This window comes from Streptomyces sp. NPDC002958 (assembly GCF_055563255.1).
In genome coordinates, this window is record NZ_JBVHDS010000003.1 from 150,388 (window position 1) to 167,792 (window position 17,405).

Consider the following 17,405-nt stretch of genomic DNA (forward strand, 5'->3'; position numbering starts at 1 on the left):
GCCGGTGGTCGACGCGGCGTAGACGCCATCGGCGGCGCCGCACTCGCTGCATCCGCCACCCCGGACCGCTCTTGACTCTGCTGCTCAATTCCGTCCGGGGTGACGGTGGGCGCGGGCACCCCGGAGACCTGCCCGGCTTCCAGGCCGACGGTGAAGGCGTCCTTGGAGAACCGCCCGGCCGGCGCGTTGGCCGCCTGCGCCTTTACCGCGTCGGCCTGGGCCGGTTCGGCCGGCAGCGGCCCGGTGCCGTAAGCAGCATCACCGTAGACCTCGGCGAGACCGCGTTCGGTCAGGCCCAGGCGGAAGCCGGTGGCATCGCCGTAACCGGCATCGGCGACCACCGGCAGATCCGGTAGCCGGGCGAGTCGTACCCGCCCTCGGGGAAGCCGGTGTCGTCGATCGATAAGCCTCCGGGGCCACAGCCCACCGCGCGACCCGGCGCCGCACCTCGACCTCGGAACGATCAACCGGGGTGCGTAACAAAGCCCTGCTAATTCGCGCTCGGGTAGCCGATCAGGTGCGGGCGGTCCTTCTCGTCCGTCCAGCGGAACAGGCCGACACCGTCCGATGTCTCCGCACCCGGAACCCGTACGTTCGAAGGCAGTGCGCCCGTCGAGCCGCTCCTGACGGCGACCGCGACGGGGGTGCCGCCACCGGCCAGTACGTCGGCCGCGTTGCGTGCGTTCGCCGCGCCGTACGCGATGCCCTCGTCGTTCACGGACGCCAGCGTCAGCGGCTTCGTGCCGTCCGTTCCCTCGAAGCAGAAGCCCCGCTTCGTCGACAGGTCGAAGGCGAGCGGTCCGGCCACCAGGAAGTTGCCCGAGGGCGCGGCGACGAGCTGCGGGTACTGGCCCGGCTTTATCGCGGGCTTGCTGCACTCCACCGAGGCCAGCGACTTGCCCGTCTCCACGTCGTGCACCGTCCACAGATCATGAGTGGTGGCCCGCTTTGCCTTTTTCGCGAGCTGCCACTTCGCCAGTACCAGGCCCGGGATCACCGATGTCGGGATTCCGCTGAGCCTGTCGGTGCCCTTGGGGGCGACGTCGCGGCTGAACCAGCCGCCCTGCACCCAGAACTCCTTGGCCCCGCTGACCAGCAGGCCCTTCTCCGTCAGCCCGCGCACCTCGGTGAGCTGCTTACAGGTCGTGCAGCCCTTCGGGTACTTGAGCGCGGGGGCGGTGACTTCGGACACCCGGCCGGTCACCGGGTCGACCACCGCGCTGTTCGTCCGGCCGTCGCTGATGACGATGCCGGGGCCGGTGGTGGAGACCGTCGGTACGGAGTTCCACGGCACCTCGATGCGCCGCCGGGAGCCGTCCTGCACGTCGTAGACATCCAGCGAGACGATCGTGTCGGCGGGAGACAGCGCGTTCTCGCCGACCTTTCCGTACGACCACGTCACGAAGTACTCGTGGTCGTCCACGGTGACCGGGAGGAGCCTCGGGAAGCGCTGCGGGGACGGGGGCCGCCAGCTCTCCCCGTGCCAGCCGGCCTGCCCGGTCTCCGAGTCGATGGTCCGCAGCTGGTACTTGGTGTCCGAGACCCGCACGAGATAGGCGAGGCCGCCCGTCGTCCGGGAGAGCGCGTAGTCGGGCGAGGTGCCGATGAGCTCCCAGCCGTGCTCTGTCGCGTACGCAGCGGGAACGGTGAGCTGTGTCACCGGGGTCGAGCTCTTCTTGGTCTGTTTCTTCGGCTTGTCGGCACTTTTCTCGCCGCTGCCGCATGTGGCCAGCAGAAGAAGCATGGCAAGCACGAGCGCTCCGCCGACCAGTACCAGGCGCACGATCTTCTGTCTCATGGTTTCCCTCGATGGGCGATCCCGACCTCGCGCCGGTCAGCGTAGCAACTGGTGCAGGTATCGCGGCAGTTCGTATGTCTTGCTGTTCGGGGCCGGCGCCGGGCCGGAAGTGGGTGGGTCGCCTCCGCCTACAATTCGTCGGTGAACGCCACCCTCCCCACCGCGGAAGCCCTGCGCACGGCGCTGGCCGGACTCCTCGACGGGCTGCCACCCAAGCAGGCCGCCCAGGCCGTCGACCGGCTGATCGCCAATTACCGGGGGACCACCCCCACGGATGCCCCGGTGCTCCGCGACCGTTCCGATGTCGCCGCGTACGCCGCGTACCGGATGCCCGCGACCTTCGAAGCGGTACGAGCCGCCCTCGCCGCGCTCCAGGAGGCAGCCCCGGACTGGGTGCCGGCCACGCACACCGACATCGGCGGCGGCACCGGAGCGGCGAGCTGGGCCGTGGCAGGGGCCTGGGAGGGACCGCGGACGACCGTCCTGGACTGGGCCGAGCCCGCCCTCGCCCTCGGCCGCGAGCTGGCCGGGATCTCCGGCATCCCCGCCCTGCGTACCGCCGAGTGGCGCCGGGCCCGGATCGGCGCGGGCCTCGAACTCGACTCCACGGACCTGATCACCGTCTCCTACGTCCTCAAGGAGCTGACGGCGGACGTCCGCACCGGCCTCGTCGACACCGCGGCGGCCGCGGCACAGGCGGTCGTGGTCGTCGAGCCGGGCACCCCCGACGGCTACGCCCGGATCATCGAGGCCCGCGACCGGCTGATCGCCGCCGGGCTGAAGATCGCCGCGCCCTGCCCGCACCGCGACGCCTGCCCCATCGAGCCGGGCACCGACTGGTGCCACTTCTCGGCCCGGGTCAGCCGTTCCTCGCTGCACCGGCAGGGCAAGGGCGGCTCGTTGCCGTACGAGGACGAGAAGTTCAGCTACGTCGTGGCGACCCGCTTCGAGACGGAGCCCGTCCGGGCGCGCGTCACCCGCAAGCCGCAGATCCGCAAGGGGCAGGTGCTGCTGGACCTGTGCACCCGTGACGAGGCCCTGCGGCGCTCCACGGTCACCAAGCGGCACGGCGAGCTGTACCGGGCCGCCCGGGACATCGCATGGGGCGACGAGTGGCCGCCGCCCCACGTTCCGGGTCCGTCCGGGGACTGACGACGAAGCGGCTGCCGGCCGGCCCCGACTGGTGCCGTGACCGGCACGGTCAGCCGACGGGGCGAAGCCTGCCGGGAGGCCCTAGCCGCGCAGCTCCTGCGTGCAGCACTTCACGCTGCCGCCGCCCTTCAGCAGCTCGCCCAGATCCATCGGCACCGGCTCGAAGCCGCGCGCCCGCAACGGATCCAAGAGCCCTGTGGCGGCCTGCGGCAGCAGCACATGGAACCCGTCACTCACCGCGTTCAGACCGAGCGCCGCCGCGTCCGCCTCCCCGACGATCAGCGCGTCGGGGAAGAGCCGGGCCAGCACCGACCGGCTGCCCGGCGAGAAGGCGCCCGGGTAGTACATGATCTCGTCGCCCGTGTCGTCGAGCACGGACAGGGCCGTGTCCAGGTGGTAGTAGCGCGGGTCGACGAGATCGAGCCCGATCACCGGGCGTCCGAAGAACTCCTGGGCCTCGTCGTGCGAGAGCGGGCTGGACCGGAAGCCCCGCCCGGCCAGGATGTACGACGCGGTGACCGCGAAGTCGCCCTCGCCCTCGTTGACGTGAGCCGGTTCATGGATCTCGGTGAAGCCGTTGGCCCGGAACCACTCGCGATGGGCCCCGGCCTCCTCGTACCGCTCCTGGTACGCGAACCGGGCGCCCAGCACCCGGCCGTCGATGACGGTGGCACCGTTGGCGGCGAAGACCATGTCGGGCAGCTCGGGGCGGGGGGTGAGCAGCTCCACGGTGTGCCCGAGAGTGCGGTAACGGTCGCGCAGGTCCTCCCACTGGGTCTGGGCCAGGGGGAGATCCACGGGCTTGCTGGGGTCCATCCAGGGGTTGATGGAGTACGTCACCCTGAAATGGGCCGGGGGGCACATCAGGTAACGGCGGGGTGTGGCTCGACGGCCAGAGGTGTGGCGCGGAGCGCCTCCGTGAGAGTTGGCGGCCGGGTGACGAGTGGGCAATGAAGGCTCCTCACGAAAAGCAGGGGTCGCCTGCCGGGGGCATCGCACGGGTGTGTGCGTGAGCCCATGGTCCGCTTTCCGAGGCCCGCGCGCAGTGATCCGATCGGGTGGTTTCGTACGGTGATGAGACGACACGTATCGACTCGTACCACTGCTAGATTTACCGGCATGGTAGAGAACCGGCCACCCGACTCCAGTCGCCGCAGCGAGCGCTCGCGCCGCGCGATCCATGAAGCGGCGCTCGGGCTGGTCGGTGAGGTGGGGTACTCCAGGACCACCATCGAGGCCATCGCCGCCCGTGCCGGCGTCGGGAAGCAGACGATCTACCGGTGGTGGCCCTCCAAGGCGGCCGTCCTCCTGGAAGCCTTCGTCGCTCGCGGTGAGCGGGCCGCCGAGGAGAGCGGCGCCGGTGGCGCACAAGGAATTCCGGACACCGGTGATCTCGCGGCCGACCTCAGAACCGTTCTGCGGGGAACCGTCGACGAGCTGACCGACCCCGCCTTCGAGGTGCCCACCCGGGCGCTGGCCGCCGCCGGGATCGTCGACCCGGAGCTCGGCGCCGCATTCGTCCGGAAGCTGCTCGATCCGTCGCTCCAGCTGTACGTCGCACGGCTGCGCGCCGCCCAGGAGGCGGGCCAGGTACGCGCCGACATCGACCCGCGGATCGCCCTGGAGCTCCTCGTGGGGCCGCTCACCCACCGCTGGCTGCTGCGCACCCTGCCGCTCACCCACGCGTACGCGGACACGATCGTCGACTACACCCTGCGCGGGCTGACTCACCCCTGAGACGCACCCGTCATTTCATGGCAAGAAGTGGCATAGTGCCCAGCTCATAACGTTGCCGCCCGTACCCCGCTTCGGGACTCCGGCCACCCGAGGCGCAGGATGGTGGGACCATGGGTAGGGGCAACACTGAGGTAAGGGGATAGATGGGCGCCGATTTCGGCCGTTATCGCGGCTCAGAGAGCAAATTTTCCCAATGGCTTCGCCGCCGACCCAAACCGCAGCAGAGCGACGTCGACGACACCGCCCGGGAGGCGCTGCTCCTCGCTGTCGCGGAGGCCGGAATGCCGATCGCGCCCGCCGCGCATCCGGCCGGCTACCGATGTTCGTGCGAACGCATCGGCTGTCCCACTCCCGCCCAACACCCCATCTCCTTCGCCTGGCAGACGCAGTCCACCACCGACCGCGCCCAGATCGAACGCTGGGCCCGCAGCCAGCCGCAGGCCAACTTCATCACCGCGACCGGCATGATCCACGACGTCCTCGACGTGCCGCTGTCCGCGGGCAGCCAGGCGCTGGAGCGGCTCCTCGCCGCGGGCATCGATGTCGGCCCCGTCGCCCGGTCCGGCGACGACCGGATGCTCTTCTTCACCGCCACCCGCGGTACGCCCGAGGACGAGGACGAGTGGTGGCCGTGCGAGCTGGACTGCCACCCCGAGACCATGGACGAGCATCCGGGGCTGCGGTGGCACTGCCGCGGCAGCTACGTACTCCTGCCGCCGGCCAGGCTTCCCGGTGAGCTGGATGTGAGCTGGGTGCGGGGGCCGGAGAATCCGCTGCCCGATCCGCTGACGCTGCTGGAGACGCTCACCGATGCGTGCGCGCGGTACGCGGACGCGGCGGACCGGAGCGATCTCGACCACGACTCGGTGGCGTGGCCGCCGAGCCACTAGCCGCCGAGCCACCAGGGCGTGACCGGGGCCGTCCGGTGGCCGTCCTGTCCTCATTCGGCGGACGGGCTCGTTTCCGCCCCTGTCACGACCCCTTCGCCGACGTCAGGCCCGGCAGCCGGTTCAGCATGATGACCTTGCTGTCCCCCGCGCCCTTCTTCGGGACGTACACCAGCTGGCTGGATACCCGCTCCTTGGTGAGGGTGGACTTCACCTCACCGGTCAGCAGCGCCTCCACATCCGCGTTGAGGGGCGGACGCAGCCCCTTCGCCGCGGTCTGCCGTTCGAAGTGCTTGCTGCTGAAGAAGACCAGCGCCCCGCCGTCGTCCGTCGCCAGACCGAGCGGGGCGAACGTACCGCTGTCCAACGGCCGATCGATGTACTGGTACGAGAAGCCCGCCCGCCGGGTGGTGCGGCGCTCCTCGCGCCAGCCCGAAGTGGCGGTGCTGGGGGCGAAGACGTCCGGGGTGCCCTTCTGCAGGTACTCCGTGTACTGGGTGCCCAACTCCTCCGGTGCCACGGTCAGTTCGGTGCTGTCCGCGGCCACAGGCACGGCCCAGCCGTCGTCGTCCTTGGCGAAGCCGGGCAGCTGCGACGGTGCGACGACCGACAGATAGGAGGTCTTCCACTCGGCGTCGGGCCCGGACTTGACGAAGACGAGCAGCCAGCGGGTGTCCAGCTTCCCGCTGTCCTGGTCACGGTTGGAGTCGGTGTCCGCGAGGAACCACCGTGGCCAGCCGGCCTTCTTCGGGATGACATAGGTGGCGTCGGTCAGCTCCAACGGCGTGTGGTTCGCGTTGCCGTTCGGATAGTTCTTCTGCCGTGCCTTCAGCCCGGCCTGGTTGATCGCGCCGAGCGAGCCCGTGACCCGTTCCGCGTCCAGAGCCGGGTCGTAGGCCTTGTCAGCCGCGTTGTACGCGGTGGTGAAGTCCTTCAGGGCCTGTGCGGCCTCAGACTTGGTTGCCGTCGGCACCACTTCCAGCTCGCCGTGCACCGTCACGCACCCGCTCGCCGTCATGGACAGCACCGTCGCCGTCGCGAGCCCCGTCGCCAGCCGAATCGGCCTCAGGCTTCTCATCCGTTGCTTTCTGCGCCTTCTGATCCGTCGCCCCCACTGACCGTCCGAACCCTACCGGGGCGAGGAACAGCGCGAGAGCGGGGATCAGATACAGCGCCCACACCGTGACCTGGAGAACGGTCGGGTCCGACTGGAAGTTGAACGTGCCCTGCCGCGCCGAGAGCCGGCCCGGTGCCGCCCCAGCCGAGCAGCGCCCGGTGATTCGGCTCTCATGCGCGCGATGCGGAACAAGGCGGTCACAGGCGGCTCTTGGGCAGCCCATGCAAGGGTCAAGCAGCGGTCAAGCCCCTCGTGTCGGTACGACCAGGGGCGCCCCGGTCCGCGGATGCGGGAACACCTCGACCGGCTGCCGGTAGACCTCGCCGAGCAGCTCACCCGTGAACACCTCGGCGGGCGGGCCCGCCACCGCGATCCGTCCGTCATACAGCACTGCGGCCCGGTCCGCGTGGGCCGCGGCCAGCCCCAGATCGTGCAGCACGACGACGACCGCGTCCCCGGCGGCGGCCCGCTCCCGGCAGATCCGCAGCACCAGTTCCTGGTGGCGCAGATCGAGCGCGGCGGTCGGCTCGTCGAGCAGCAGCAGCGGGGCGCGCTGCGCCAGCACCCTGGCCAGCGCGACCCGGGCCCGCTCGCCTCCGGACAGCGCGGAGAAGGGGCGTCCGGCGAACTCGGTGACCTCGGTGGCCGCCATCGCCGCGGCGACCGCCGGGTCGTCCTCGTCCGCCCGCTCCGTCCCGGCCCATGGCGCCCGCCCCATCCGTACGACGTCCTCCACCGGGAACGGGAACGACAGCGCGGCGGACTGCGGCAGCACGGCCCGTCGCAGGGCCAGTTCGGGTGCCGACCAGTCGGTGACCGGGCGCCCGTCGATCCGTATCTCACCGCTCTCGGCGGGCAGATCGGCGGCCAGCGCCGCCAGCAGCGTCGACTTCCCGGCCCCGTTGGGGCCGACGAGCGCCAGCACCTCGCCCGCGTGCGCGGTCAGCTCGATGGAGTCGAGCACCGGCCGCTGCCCCAGCCGCACCCGCAGCCCGCGCGCCTCGGCGACGGGGGAGCCGGGGGTGACGGGGGAGGGCAGCCGCCGGCCCCGTACCCGGAACGGGTTCGTCAAGGCCCTCATGCCCAACCACCTTGATTGCGAAGGGTCCTGCGCAGCAGCCAGAAGAAGAACGGGCTGCCGAACAGCGCGGTCAGCACACCGAGCGGCAGCTCGGCGGGAGCGGCGACGGTACGGGCCGCGAGATCGCCCACCACCAGCACCAGGGCGCCCCCGAGGGCACTGCCGGGGATGAGGAAGCGATGCCCGGGACCGTTCGCCATGCGCAGCAGATGCGGAACCAGCAGTCCGATGAACGAGATGATCCCGGCGACCGCCACCGCGGCGGCGGTCAGCAGCGCCACGATCAGGACGAGCACGATCCGCAGCCGCTCGACATCGACCCCCAGATGCCGGGCGGGCCGCTCGCCCAGCGCGAGGAGGTCCAGTTTCCGGGCGTAGAACGGTGCTACGAGCAGCCCGAGCACCGCACACGGCAGTACGGCGAAGACCTTGGGCCAGGTCGCCTGGGCCAGCGAGCCCAGCTGCCAGAAGGTGATCTGCGAGATCTGCGCGTTGTCGGCGAAGAAGATGGACAGCCCGATCAGCGCACCCGCGAAGGCGTTGACCGCGATCCCCGTGAGGATCAGCGTCACGACCTCGGTCCGGCCGCCCGACCGCGACAGCGCGTACACCAGCAGCACGGTCGCGAGACCGGCGACGAACGCGCAGACGGTGGTGGTCCAGTTGCCGAGGAAGTTCAGCCCGAGCGCGATCGAGACGACCGCGCCGACCGCCGCACCGGAGGAGATCCCGATCACCCCGGGCTCGGCGAGCGGGTTGCCGAACACACCCTGCATCAGGGCGCCCGCGCAGCCCAGCGACGCCCCGACGAGCAGGGCGAGGACGACCCTCGGCAGCCGTACGTTCCACAGCACGCTCTCACCGACCCGGTCCAGCGCGGCTCCGCCGAGACCGAGCCGGTGCTGGACGGAGGCGAGGACATCGCCGAGCGGGATGCTGTACGCGCCGAGTCCGGCGGAGAGCAGACAGCACACCACGAGAGCGGCGAGCAGCCCCGCGGTCAGGACGAACGTGGCGGAGCGCCGGGTCTTCGCGGTCGCCGGATCCCTCTGCTCGGGCGGCGTCTTCGCGGTGCCCGGCCGCGTGCGTTCCTCGTACGAGGTGGTCACGCGTTCGTTCCTTCCCTCGGGTAGAGCTGCGCGATCAGTTCGCTCAGCACCTGGTCCGTGCGCGGCCCGTAGTTCAGCAGCACGCCGTCGTCGATGGAGATGATCCGCCGGTCCATTCCGGCCGGGGTCTCGGCGACGCCCGGGATCTTCAGCAGACCGTCGACGCCGCCCACCGAGGCGAGCCCCTTGCTCATCACCAGGATGGCGTCGGGGGCGGCCTCGGCGAGGGCCTCGCTGGTGATGGGGGTGAAGTCCTTCTTCAGCCCGGACGCCTTGCCCGCGTCCACGGCTCCTGCCGCTTCGAGGAGCGAACTCGCACCGGATTCCTGGCCGCCCAACAGATATACGGAGGCCGAGCCGCGCAGATAGAGGAAGGCGACCCGCGGCTTCTTCTGCCCGTCCGCCGGGGCGGGCACGGACTTCTGTACGGCTTGGATACGGGACCGGGTGCGCGCATCGAGTTCGGCGCCCGAGTCCGGTACGCCGAGGGCCTCGGCCACGGTGCCGATCCGGCGGCCGACGTCGGCGAGCTCCTTGGCCGGTTCGACGACGAGGAGCGGAATGCCGGCATCGCGGATCTGGTCGATGGCTTCCGCGGGACCGGTCGTGGTGTCCGCGAGGACGACGGTCGGCTTCAACGACAGCACGCTCTCCGCCGAGACGTCATGGGCGCGGGTCACCACCGGGAGTTTCGCCGCCTGTTCGAAGGTGGCGGTGATGTCACGGGCCACCACGTGCTCGCCGAGGCCGAGCGTGAAGACGATCTCACTCAGGCTGCCGGTCAGCGGAACGATGCGGTCGGTAGAGGCGACGGTGACCTCGGCGCCGTCCGCCGACCTCACCGTGACCGGCAGTTGCGGCTCCGGCACGGTGGTCAGGGGCTCGACCCGGTCGGCCGCGGCGGTCTTGGAACTGGCGGCGGGGGACCCTGTTCCCGCACCGGTACCGCCGCCGCAGCCCGTCAGGACGAGGGCCAGGGCGACGGCGGTCGTCAGGACGCCCAGCGGTCCACGGGTCCTGACCGGTCCGCGCCCTGGCCGCCTGGGGCCCTGGCCCGGTGGGGCGAAGTCCTGCGAGAAGCGCACTGGGGCACCGTCCTGTCGGTCTGCGGTGAGCAGTTGGTAAGGGGCTGCGAGCAATGTGGTGGTGGGGGTATCACCACAGGATGTGCATAGCTTAGGTTAGCCTTACCTGGCTTTCTGGACCTCGGAGGGGTCCCCATGTTGCCGTCCAGACCTGCCCGCGCGCTCGCTGTCGCGCTTCTCGCGGTGCTGCTGGGAGCCCTGCTCCCGGCCACCACCGCGCAAGCGGCGAGCCGCACGGTGCAGGGCGGCAGACTGGACTGGGGCATCAAGTCCTCCTTCCAGAGCTATGTCACCGGCCCCATCGCGAACGGCAGTTGGAGCCTGACGGGCGGCGCCGCCACGGTCGGCGGCAGCCAGTTCCGCTTCCACTCCGCCACCGGTTCCTACGACCCGGCGACCGGCGCCTTCAGCGCGGGCTTCTCGGGCGGGGTCCGCTTCATCGGCCACAAGAAGTCCGACATCGGCTACGAACTGGACCTCGCCATCAGCCGCCCCACCGTCCGCATCACAAGTGGCAGCGGCACCGTCCACGCCGACGTGGTCAGCAAGGAACGGGGGAGCGGCCGCGTCACCTCGGCCGCCCAGGTGCCGCTCGCGACGCTCTCCCTGTCCGGGATCGACATGAAGGGCGGTTCCACCCCCATCGCCCTCAACAACATTCCGGCGACGCTGACTTCACAGGGCGCGAAGGCATTTGCCGGCTACTACACCGCCGGCACACCGCTCGACCCGATCAGCCTCTCCGTGGACACCTCCGCCCCGGCCGGGAAGCCGGCCGTGTCCAAGTCCCCCGAGAAGCCCGCGGAGCCGAAGACCGAGCGGGCCGCGGGCCGCTTCGAGGACGCCTCCGTCGACTGGGGCGTGCGCCGGACCTTCCGCGAGTACGTCACGGGTCCCATCGGCAAGGGGAAGTGGACCCTCGCCGACGGTGCCCAGGACGGCGGGGCGCTCTTCCGCTTCCCGCGCGGCAAGGGCACGTACGACCCGAAGAAGCAGACCCTGGACGCCGACTTCGCGGGCAGTGTCCGCTTCACGGGCGCCGACGGGCTCGATCTGAAACTCTCCGCCGTCGCGGTCCGGGTGAAAGAGGGCAAAGGCACCCTCTCGGCCGACGTCCTGAGCGACGGCGACCGGCAGAAGGCCGTCCCGCTCGTCACCTTCACCGCGAAGGACTTCACGCCGAAGGACGGTCTCGCCGTCCTCGACGAAGCACCCACGACCCTCACCGCCGACGGCGCCGAGGCGTTCGGCTCCCTCTACCGGCCGGGCACCGCGATGGACCCGGTCTCGCTGGCCGTCGCCGTCGACACCGAGGCCGAACTGCCCGCCCTGCCCGACCTGGGCAGCACCCCCGACCCCTCGTCCGAACCGTCCGGCCCGCCCGCGGAGAAGACCACCACCGCGGCATCGGTGTCCGACTCCGGTCCCGGTTTCCGCACCGGCCTGTATCTCGGCATCGGCGGCGCCGGCGTGCTCGCCGCCGCGGCAGGCGCGCTGTATCTCGCCCGCCGCCGCAGTACCCGGCAGAACAGCAACTAGCCCCCCCGCCCCCCGTTTCATTTCCTGAGGAGACCAACGACCATGGCAGCCATCCGCCGTCCCATAACTCTCGCCGCCGCCGTCACCACGGCAGCCGCCCTCGGCGTGACCGCGTTCGCCCTCCCGGCGCTCGCCGCCGACAGCACCGCCCCCGACGGGACAGCAGCCGCGGCGCCGAAGCTGGAGCTGACGGACGGCACGCTGGAATGGGGCGTCAAGGAGTCCTTCCGCGAGTACCTCGCCTCGTCGTTCTCCGGCGGGAAGATCACCGTCAAGGACGGCGCCACCCAGGCACCCGACAACGGAGTGTTCACCTTCGTCAACGGCAAGGGCACCTACGACACGGCCACACACGGCACCGACACCGCCTTCGAGGGCGGCGTCAACTTCTACGCCCACGGCGGCGTCCTCGACATCACGCTCTCGGACGTGAAGCTCGCCACGACCGGTACCGGCGGCGCGATCACCGTCGACGTCGCGACCCCGCAAGGCACCCGGAACGACGTGGCGTTCGCGGCTCTCGACCTGTCGGCCGTGAAGCCGGGCCAGGGCGCGGGCGGTGCGATGGTCTTCAAGGACATCCCGGCGACGCTGACGAAGGCGGGCTCCGAGGCGTTCAACGGCCAGTACAAGGAAGGGGACGCGCTCGACCCGGCCACGCTCTCGGTGAAGGCGGTCGCGGCCCCGACCGAGGAGCCCACCACCGAACCGACCGGCAAGCCCACCACGAAGCCGACCGAGAAGCCGACCACCAAGCCCACGCAGAAGCCCACTTCGACCGCATCCCCATCCCTCTCCGCCCCGGCCACCGACAAGCCGGCCGCCGCCCCGGGCGCGATCGTCGACGGAACCCTGGACTGGGGCGTCAAGAAGTCCTTCCGTACGTACGTCACGGGCCCGATCGCCCACGGCAAGGTCGAGACGACGGCCGGTGCCACCGCAGCCGGCGACGGCTACCGATTCCCCCACGCCACCGGCCACTTCGACGCCGACAAGCAGACCCTCGACGCCGGCTTCGACGGCAAGCTCCGGTTCCTGGGCCACGAGGAGAACGGCGCGTACACCCTCGACCTCTCCCTCACCGGCATGGAAATCCAGGTGAACGGGACGAAGGGCACGCTGATCGCGGACGTCTCCACCAAGGACCGCGAGACCAAGAAGGTCAACACCTACACCGGTCTGGCCGTCGCCGACCTGAAGCTGCCAAAGGGCGAACTGGCAGCCAAGGACGGTGTGGTGACCCTCTCGGCCGTCCCGGCGACCCTCACCGCCGACGGCACCAAGGCCTTCGGCGGCATGTACCAGGCGGGCGAGGATCTCGACGCACTGACCGTCGCGGTCGCCTTCGACAAGGACGCCGCACTTCCCGGTGACACGGGCACCACAGGCTCCACCGGCTCGGCGGGAGGCTCCACGACCGCCGGTGGCGGCAGCGTGGGCGGCGGCTCGGTCGGCGGTTCGGGTTCCCTTGCCGCCACCGGCTCCGACGTCCCGGCCGGCGCCCTGTTCGCCGCCTCGGGTGTCGTCGTGGCGGCCGGTGCCGGAGTCGTGATCGCCGCCCGTCGGCGCCGTGCCGCCTGATCCGGCCGCACCACCCGACAACACCGCCCCGGTGACGGCCCAGCTGCACGGCCGTCACCCCGGCGGTGCTTGAATGCCCACGTGAGCGACAGCGAATTCGACGTACCCGCGGGCATCGACGTCCTGCGGGTGTTCTGCGGCCCCGACGGCCGGCACGGCAACGCCCTCGGGGTCGTACGCGACGGGCGTACCTACCCCGACGAGGCATCCCGGCAGGCACTGGCCGGCCGACTCGGCTTCAGCGAGACCGTGTTCGTCGACGACCCCGAGCGGGGGCACGTCGACATCTACACCCCGGGACTTCGCCTTCCCTTCGCCGGGCATCCGCTCGTCGGCACCGCCTGGCTGCTCGATCTGGAAATCCTGGAGCTGCCGGTCGGGGAGATCCTCGCCCGTCAGGACGGGGAGTTCACCTGGATCACCGCCCGCCCCGAGTGGGTGCCGCCGCGCACGCTGGAGCGGTACGCGTCCGTTGCCGAGGTCGAGGCGCTGACCGGGCCGCCGCCGGGTGAGGGCTGGCTGTACGTATGGGCCTGGGAGGACGAGGCGGCGGGCCGGGTCAGGGCGCGGGCGTTCCCGCGGCGCGACGACGGCATCGTGGAGGACGAGGCGACGGGCGCGGCGGCACTGCTGCTCAGCGCCCGGCTCGGCCGCGCCCTCAACATCGCACAAGGGCGCGGCTCCCAGATCCTCACAGCTCCCGCGCCGGACGGCACGGTGGAGATCGGGGGCCGCGTCATGTTGGCGTTTCGATCAAGCTCGTCCGGCGATTGAGGACAGAGCGGCACGGCGGACCGGGCCGACCGACTGACCCCGGTCGACCCCGCCTCCCGCACCGCCACTGGACAGGATCTAAGCGCTGAGCGGGAACATTTCGCCCAGCTCCCGGAACACCGCCGTGTTCAGCGCGAACGCGCGCTTGCACTCGGCGACGATGCGCTGCTTCTCCAGGTCGTCCGCGTTTACCGCGTCCAGCAATGTGCGGTAGCCCCGCTTGAACGAGGCGGGGTTGGAGATCTCCTCGAAGACATAGAACCGGACCCCGTCTCCCTTGCGCGCGAAGCCCCAGGTCTTCTCCGCCTTGTCGCGGATGATCTGGCCGCCCGAGAGGTCACCGAGATAGCGGGTGTAGTGGTGCGCCACATATCCGGCGGGCCAGGTGCGGGCACACTCGGTGACCCGGGCGGCGTACGCGGCCGTGGCGGGCAGTGGCTCCAGCCCCTCGCGCCAGTCCGCACCGCGCAGGTGGGCCAGATCGCGCTCCAGCTCCGCGGTGCGCATCAGCGCGGGCTGTATGAACGGACCGGCGACCGGATCGTTCCGCAGCGCCTGGGCCCCCTCCTCCAGCGCCTGGTACACGAACCACAGCTGTTCGGTGTAGCGCGCGTACGCGTCCACTCCGAGACGCCCGCCCAGCAGGTCGCTCATGAAGGTCGAGGTCTCCGCCTCGGTGTGCTGCTCGTGCGACGCGGTGCGGATGAGCGTCGAGAAGGGTGTGGCGGCGGCGGTTGCGTCCAAGGCGGGCCTCCGGGGACCGAGGGGGTTGGAATGCCGAAAAGGGACAGAAGTGTCGGCAGCGACTGCGTACGGCAGCGGCTGTCGACATCTCCGATCTTCTTACTTAGGCTTGCCTAAGTCAACAGCTTCCCGACGGTCTGTCGGTAAAAAACGGTACGCCCGGTTCCGCTTCTGTGCGCGGGTATGCGAAAGCGGCCGCCCGGGGGCGGCCGCTTCAGGAGGGAACTGTCTGCGTGGTCACGGGAGCGTCAGGATCTCGGCGCCCGTCTCCGTCACCACCAGGGTGTGCTCGAACTGCGCGGTGCGCTTGCGGTCCTTCGTCACCACGGTCCAGCCGTCGTCCCACATGTCGTAGTCATGGGTGCCCAGCGTCAGCATCGGCTCGATGGTGAACGTCATACCGGGCTGCATCACGGTGGTCGCGTGCGGGCTGTCGTAGTGCGGAATGATCAGACCGGAGTGGAACGAGGAATTGATCCCGTGGCCGGTGAAGTCCCGCACCACCCCGTACCCGAAGCGCTTCGCGTACGACTCGATGACCCGCCCGATCACATTGACCTGCCGCCCCGGCCGGACCGCCTTGATGGCCCGGTTCAGCGACTCCTCGGTGCGCTCCACGAGCAGCCGGGACTCCTCGTCCACGTCGCCGCAGAGGTACGTGGCGTTGTTGTCGCCGTGCACACCGTTGATGTACGCCGTGACATCGAGATTCACGATGTCGCCGTCGCGCAGCACCGTGGAGTCCGGGATGCCGTGACAGATCACCTCGTTGAGCGAGGAGCAGAGCGACTTGGGGAAACCGCGGTAACCGAGCGTCGACGGGTAGGCGCCGTGATCGCACATGAACTCATGGGCGACCCGGTCGAGTTCATCCGTCGTCACGCCCGGGGCGATATGCTTCGCGGCCTCCGCCATCGCCTGCGCGGCGATCCGCCCCGCGATGCGCATGCGCTCGATGGTGTCGGCGTCCTGGATCTCCGGACCGGCGTACGGGGTGGGGGCCGGCTTGCCCACATATTCGGGGCGCCGGATGTTTCCGGGCACGGAACGGATGGGAGTGATCTCCCCGGGTGCGAGCAACGACTGGCCAGACATGTCAGCGAGTCTAACCAGCGTGCTTGGGGCAGCATGGCCCCGAGGGAAGGAGCCCATGATGGCCCTGTTCAAGAAGCGCACGGTCGGCAAGCCGGGCGAGTGGTACTACTGCCTGCTGCATCGGAAGGTCGAGGAGGGCCCCGAGTGCCCGGCCAAGGACCGTTTCGGGCCGTACACCTCCCGCGAGGAGGCGCAGCATGCGATGGAGACGGCGCAGGAGCGGAACCTCGAGTGGGAGACGGATCCCAAGTGGCACGACCGGGGCACGCCCGCAGACCCGGAGGCGTGAACCGGGGGTGCTGACCGGGGGCTGCGCCCCCGGACCCCCGCTCCTCAAACGCCGGAGGGGCTGCTGGATTCTGCGGCGTTCTCCGCTGTGCGCTGCGCGCGTCTGCGTACCGCGTCCTCGTCCGTCTCGGAGTCGTACGTCAGCAGCTTCGGCAGCGCTGCTGTGAGCAGCGCGACCGAGGCCACGCACGCCACACCCCCGCTCCAGATCGCGGAGCGGGTCCCCGTCCAGCCCGCCATCGCACCGGCCCGCACCTGTCCCAGCTGCGGGCCGACGCTGTACGAGAGCACCTCGATGCCCGCCAGCCGGCCCCGCAGTTCCTCCGGGATGGTCTGGTTCCAGATCGTGGAGCGGCCCAGACCGCTGAGCATGTCGCCCGCGCCCGCCACCGCCAGGCAGACCAGCACCAGCCACAGATTGCTGAACCACCCGGCCGCCGCGATCGCCAGCCCCCAGGCCGCCGCCCCGAACACCACGAACAGCCCGTGCCGCCGTACCCGTGATGTCCAGCCGCTGGTCAGACCCAGGACCAGGGAGCCGACCGACCCCGCGGCGTACATCAGGCCCAGCGACCACTCGGCGTCCAGCTCGTCCGCGAGGAATGGGAAGATCGTGTTCGGGAAGGCGAAGAACATTGCCGCCAGGTCGACCGCGTACGTGCCCAGCAGCACCGGCCGGCTCCAGGCATACCTCGCCCCCTCGGCGATGCCGCGCAGCGAAGGCTTTCCGCTGTCCCGGGCGGGCGGCGCGGGTGCCAGCCGTAGGCAGAGAAGTACGGAGACGGTGAAGGTGGCCGCCGTGACCGTGTACGCCGTGGCGTGCCCGGCGTAGGCCACCACCAGTCCGGCCACCGCCGGACCGGTGATCGCGCCGAACTGCCAGCGCAGCGAGTTCAGCGCGGCGGCCGCGGTCAGCTGGTCGTGCGGCACGATCCGGGCCATCAGGGAGTCCAGTGCGGGCCGCTGGAGCCCGGAGAGCGCGGAGACCCCGCCCGCGACCAGATACAGCGGCCAGAGCGCCGGGTCGGGCAGCGCGGCATTGATCAGGAGCACGAGGGCGAGCAGCCCCAGCCCCGCCTCGGTGCCCAGGATCACCTTGCGACGGTCCGCGGAGTCCGCGAGCGCCCCGCCGTACAGACCGAAGACGACCAGCGGCACCAGCTCGACCGCACCCATCGCACCGACGGCCAGCGGCGAACCCGTCAGCTCCTTGATCTGGAGCGGCAGCGCGATCAGCGCCATGAAGCTGCCGAAGTAGGTCACCAGTCCCTGGATCCACAGCAGCCGGAAGTCGGTCGAGGAGCGCAGGGGCGAGAGATCGGGCAGCAGAGCGAACAGCCGGGCAGCCGGGGTGGGAGCTGAGGTCACAAAGGGTGATGATCCGATGCCTTAGGTGCCCTCTGCAACAGCTTTTGGCA

General features: G+C 70.6%; 17 protein-coding genes. 8 read left to right on the forward strand and 9 right to left on the reverse strand.

Translation table 11 applies throughout. From position 1 onward, the window contains the following. Positions 1–71 precede the first annotated feature (71 nt). Positions 72–356 (forward strand): hypothetical protein, encoded by a 285-nt coding sequence (locus ACZ3IC_RS07045; RefSeq protein WP_467413407.1) that lies wholly within the window; start codon positions 72–74, stop codon positions 354–356. A 134-nt stretch (positions 357–490) separates the two neighbouring features. On the opposite strand, the gene ACZ3IC_RS07050 is transcribed toward ACZ3IC_RS07045, so the two are convergent. Then, entirely contained in the window at positions 491–1,798 is a 1,308-nt protein-coding gene (locus tag ACZ3IC_RS07050; protein ID WP_467413410.1) for a hypothetical protein, read from the reverse strand. Between the two features lie 141 nt (positions 1,799–1,939). On the opposite strand from ACZ3IC_RS07050, the gene ACZ3IC_RS07055 reads away from it, so the two are divergent. Next, on the forward strand, positions 1,940–2,950 hold the full coding sequence (locus ACZ3IC_RS07055; RefSeq protein WP_467413411.1) for a small ribosomal subunit Rsm22 family protein: 1,011 nt from the start codon (positions 1,940–1,942) through the stop codon (positions 2,948–2,950). A gap of 81 nt (positions 2,951–3,031) precedes the next feature. On the opposite strand, the gene ddaH is transcribed toward ACZ3IC_RS07055, so the two are convergent. Further along, on the reverse strand, positions 3,032–3,901 hold the full coding sequence (gene ddaH, locus ACZ3IC_RS07060; protein WP_467413412.1) for a dimethylargininase: 870 nt from the start codon (positions 3,899–3,901) through the stop codon (positions 3,032–3,034). A gap of 168 nt (positions 3,902–4,069) precedes the next feature. Between ddaH and ACZ3IC_RS07065 the strand changes: the two genes are divergently transcribed. Both ACZ3IC_RS07065 and ACZ3IC_RS07070 read left to right on the forward strand, forming a co-directional pair. Continuing rightward, positions 4,070–4,687, forward strand: coding sequence for a TetR/AcrR family transcriptional regulator (locus ACZ3IC_RS07065; protein ID WP_467413413.1), 618 nt, complete (start codon positions 4,070–4,072; stop codon positions 4,685–4,687). Between the two features lie 143 nt (positions 4,688–4,830). Beyond that, complete coding sequence (locus tag ACZ3IC_RS07070) at positions 4,831–5,577, forward strand: bifunctional DNA primase/polymerase (RefSeq protein ID WP_467413416.1); 747 nt, start codon at positions 4,831–4,833, stop codon at positions 5,575–5,577. An 82-nt stretch (positions 5,578–5,659) separates the two neighbouring features. Here the strand turns inward: ACZ3IC_RS07070 and ACZ3IC_RS07075 are convergent, their stop codons facing one another. The 4 genes from ACZ3IC_RS07075 to ACZ3IC_RS07090 all read right to left on the reverse strand — a co-directional run bounded on the left by ACZ3IC_RS07075 (position 5,660) and on the right by ACZ3IC_RS07090 (position 9,966). Next, the gene (locus ACZ3IC_RS07075; RefSeq protein ID WP_467413418.1) at positions 5,660–6,652 is read right to left on the reverse strand and encodes an SCO2278 family lipoprotein; all 993 of its coding nucleotides are present in this window, start codon (positions 6,650–6,652) and stop codon (positions 5,660–5,662) included. A 280-nt stretch (positions 6,653–6,932) separates the two neighbouring features. Then, the gene (locus ACZ3IC_RS07080) at positions 6,933–7,772 is read right to left on the reverse strand and encodes a heme ABC transporter ATP-binding protein (RefSeq protein ID WP_467413420.1); all 840 of its coding nucleotides are present in this window, start codon (positions 7,770–7,772) and stop codon (positions 6,933–6,935) included. Then, entirely contained in the window at positions 7,769–8,881 is a 1,113-nt protein-coding gene (locus ACZ3IC_RS07085) for a FecCD family ABC transporter permease (RefSeq protein WP_467413422.1), read from the reverse strand. The genes ACZ3IC_RS07080 and ACZ3IC_RS07085 overlap by 4 nt, the downstream gene beginning before the upstream one ends. Next, positions 8,878–9,966, reverse strand: coding sequence for a heme/hemin ABC transporter substrate-binding protein (locus ACZ3IC_RS07090; RefSeq protein ID WP_467413424.1), 1,089 nt, complete (start codon positions 9,964–9,966; stop codon positions 8,878–8,880). The genes ACZ3IC_RS07085 and ACZ3IC_RS07090 overlap by 4 nt, the downstream gene beginning before the upstream one ends. A 135-nt stretch (positions 9,967–10,101) precedes the next feature. Between ACZ3IC_RS07090 and ACZ3IC_RS07095 the strand changes: the two genes are divergently transcribed. The 3 genes from ACZ3IC_RS07095 to ACZ3IC_RS07105 all read left to right on the forward strand — a co-directional run bounded on the left by ACZ3IC_RS07095 (position 10,102) and on the right by ACZ3IC_RS07105 (position 13,860). Further along, positions 10,102–11,505 (forward strand): HtaA domain-containing protein, encoded by a 1,404-nt coding sequence (locus ACZ3IC_RS07095; RefSeq protein WP_467413426.1) that lies wholly within the window; start codon positions 10,102–10,104, stop codon positions 11,503–11,505. Between the two features lie 42 nt (positions 11,506–11,547). Continuing rightward, positions 11,548–13,086 (forward strand): HtaA domain-containing protein, encoded by a 1,539-nt coding sequence (locus ACZ3IC_RS07100; RefSeq protein ID WP_467413427.1) that lies wholly within the window; start codon positions 11,548–11,550, stop codon positions 13,084–13,086. 81 nt (positions 13,087–13,167) lie between these two features. Then, positions 13,168–13,860, forward strand: coding sequence for a PhzF family phenazine biosynthesis protein (locus ACZ3IC_RS07105; RefSeq protein WP_467413430.1), 693 nt, complete (start codon positions 13,168–13,170; stop codon positions 13,858–13,860). 78 nt (positions 13,861–13,938) lie between these two features. Here the strand turns inward: ACZ3IC_RS07105 and ACZ3IC_RS07110 are convergent, their stop codons facing one another. Together ACZ3IC_RS07110 and map are read right to left on the reverse strand one after the other, a co-directional pair. Further along, complete coding sequence (locus ACZ3IC_RS07110; RefSeq protein WP_467413431.1) at positions 13,939–14,604, reverse strand: biliverdin-producing heme oxygenase; 666 nt, start codon at positions 14,602–14,604, stop codon at positions 13,939–13,941. Between the two features lie 237 nt (positions 14,605–14,841). Then, complete coding sequence (gene map / locus ACZ3IC_RS07115; protein WP_467413432.1) at positions 14,842–15,699, reverse strand: type I methionyl aminopeptidase; 858 nt, start codon at positions 15,697–15,699, stop codon at positions 14,842–14,844. Positions 15,700–15,757: 58 nt separating this feature from the next. Here map and ACZ3IC_RS07120 point away from each other — a divergent pair, with 58 nt between their 5' ends. After that, positions 15,758–15,988, forward strand: coding sequence for a hypothetical protein (locus ACZ3IC_RS07120; RefSeq protein ID WP_467414020.1), 231 nt, complete (start codon positions 15,758–15,760; stop codon positions 15,986–15,988). 44 nt (positions 15,989–16,032) lie between these two features. On the opposite strand, the gene ACZ3IC_RS07125 is transcribed toward ACZ3IC_RS07120, so the two are convergent. Continuing rightward, positions 16,033–17,355 carry an MFS transporter gene (locus tag ACZ3IC_RS07125; protein WP_467413434.1) on the reverse strand — a complete coding sequence of 441 codons (1,323 nt, stop codon included), beginning with the start codon at positions 17,353–17,355 and terminating at the stop codon, positions 16,033–16,035. Positions 17,356–17,405 lie beyond the last annotated feature (50 nt).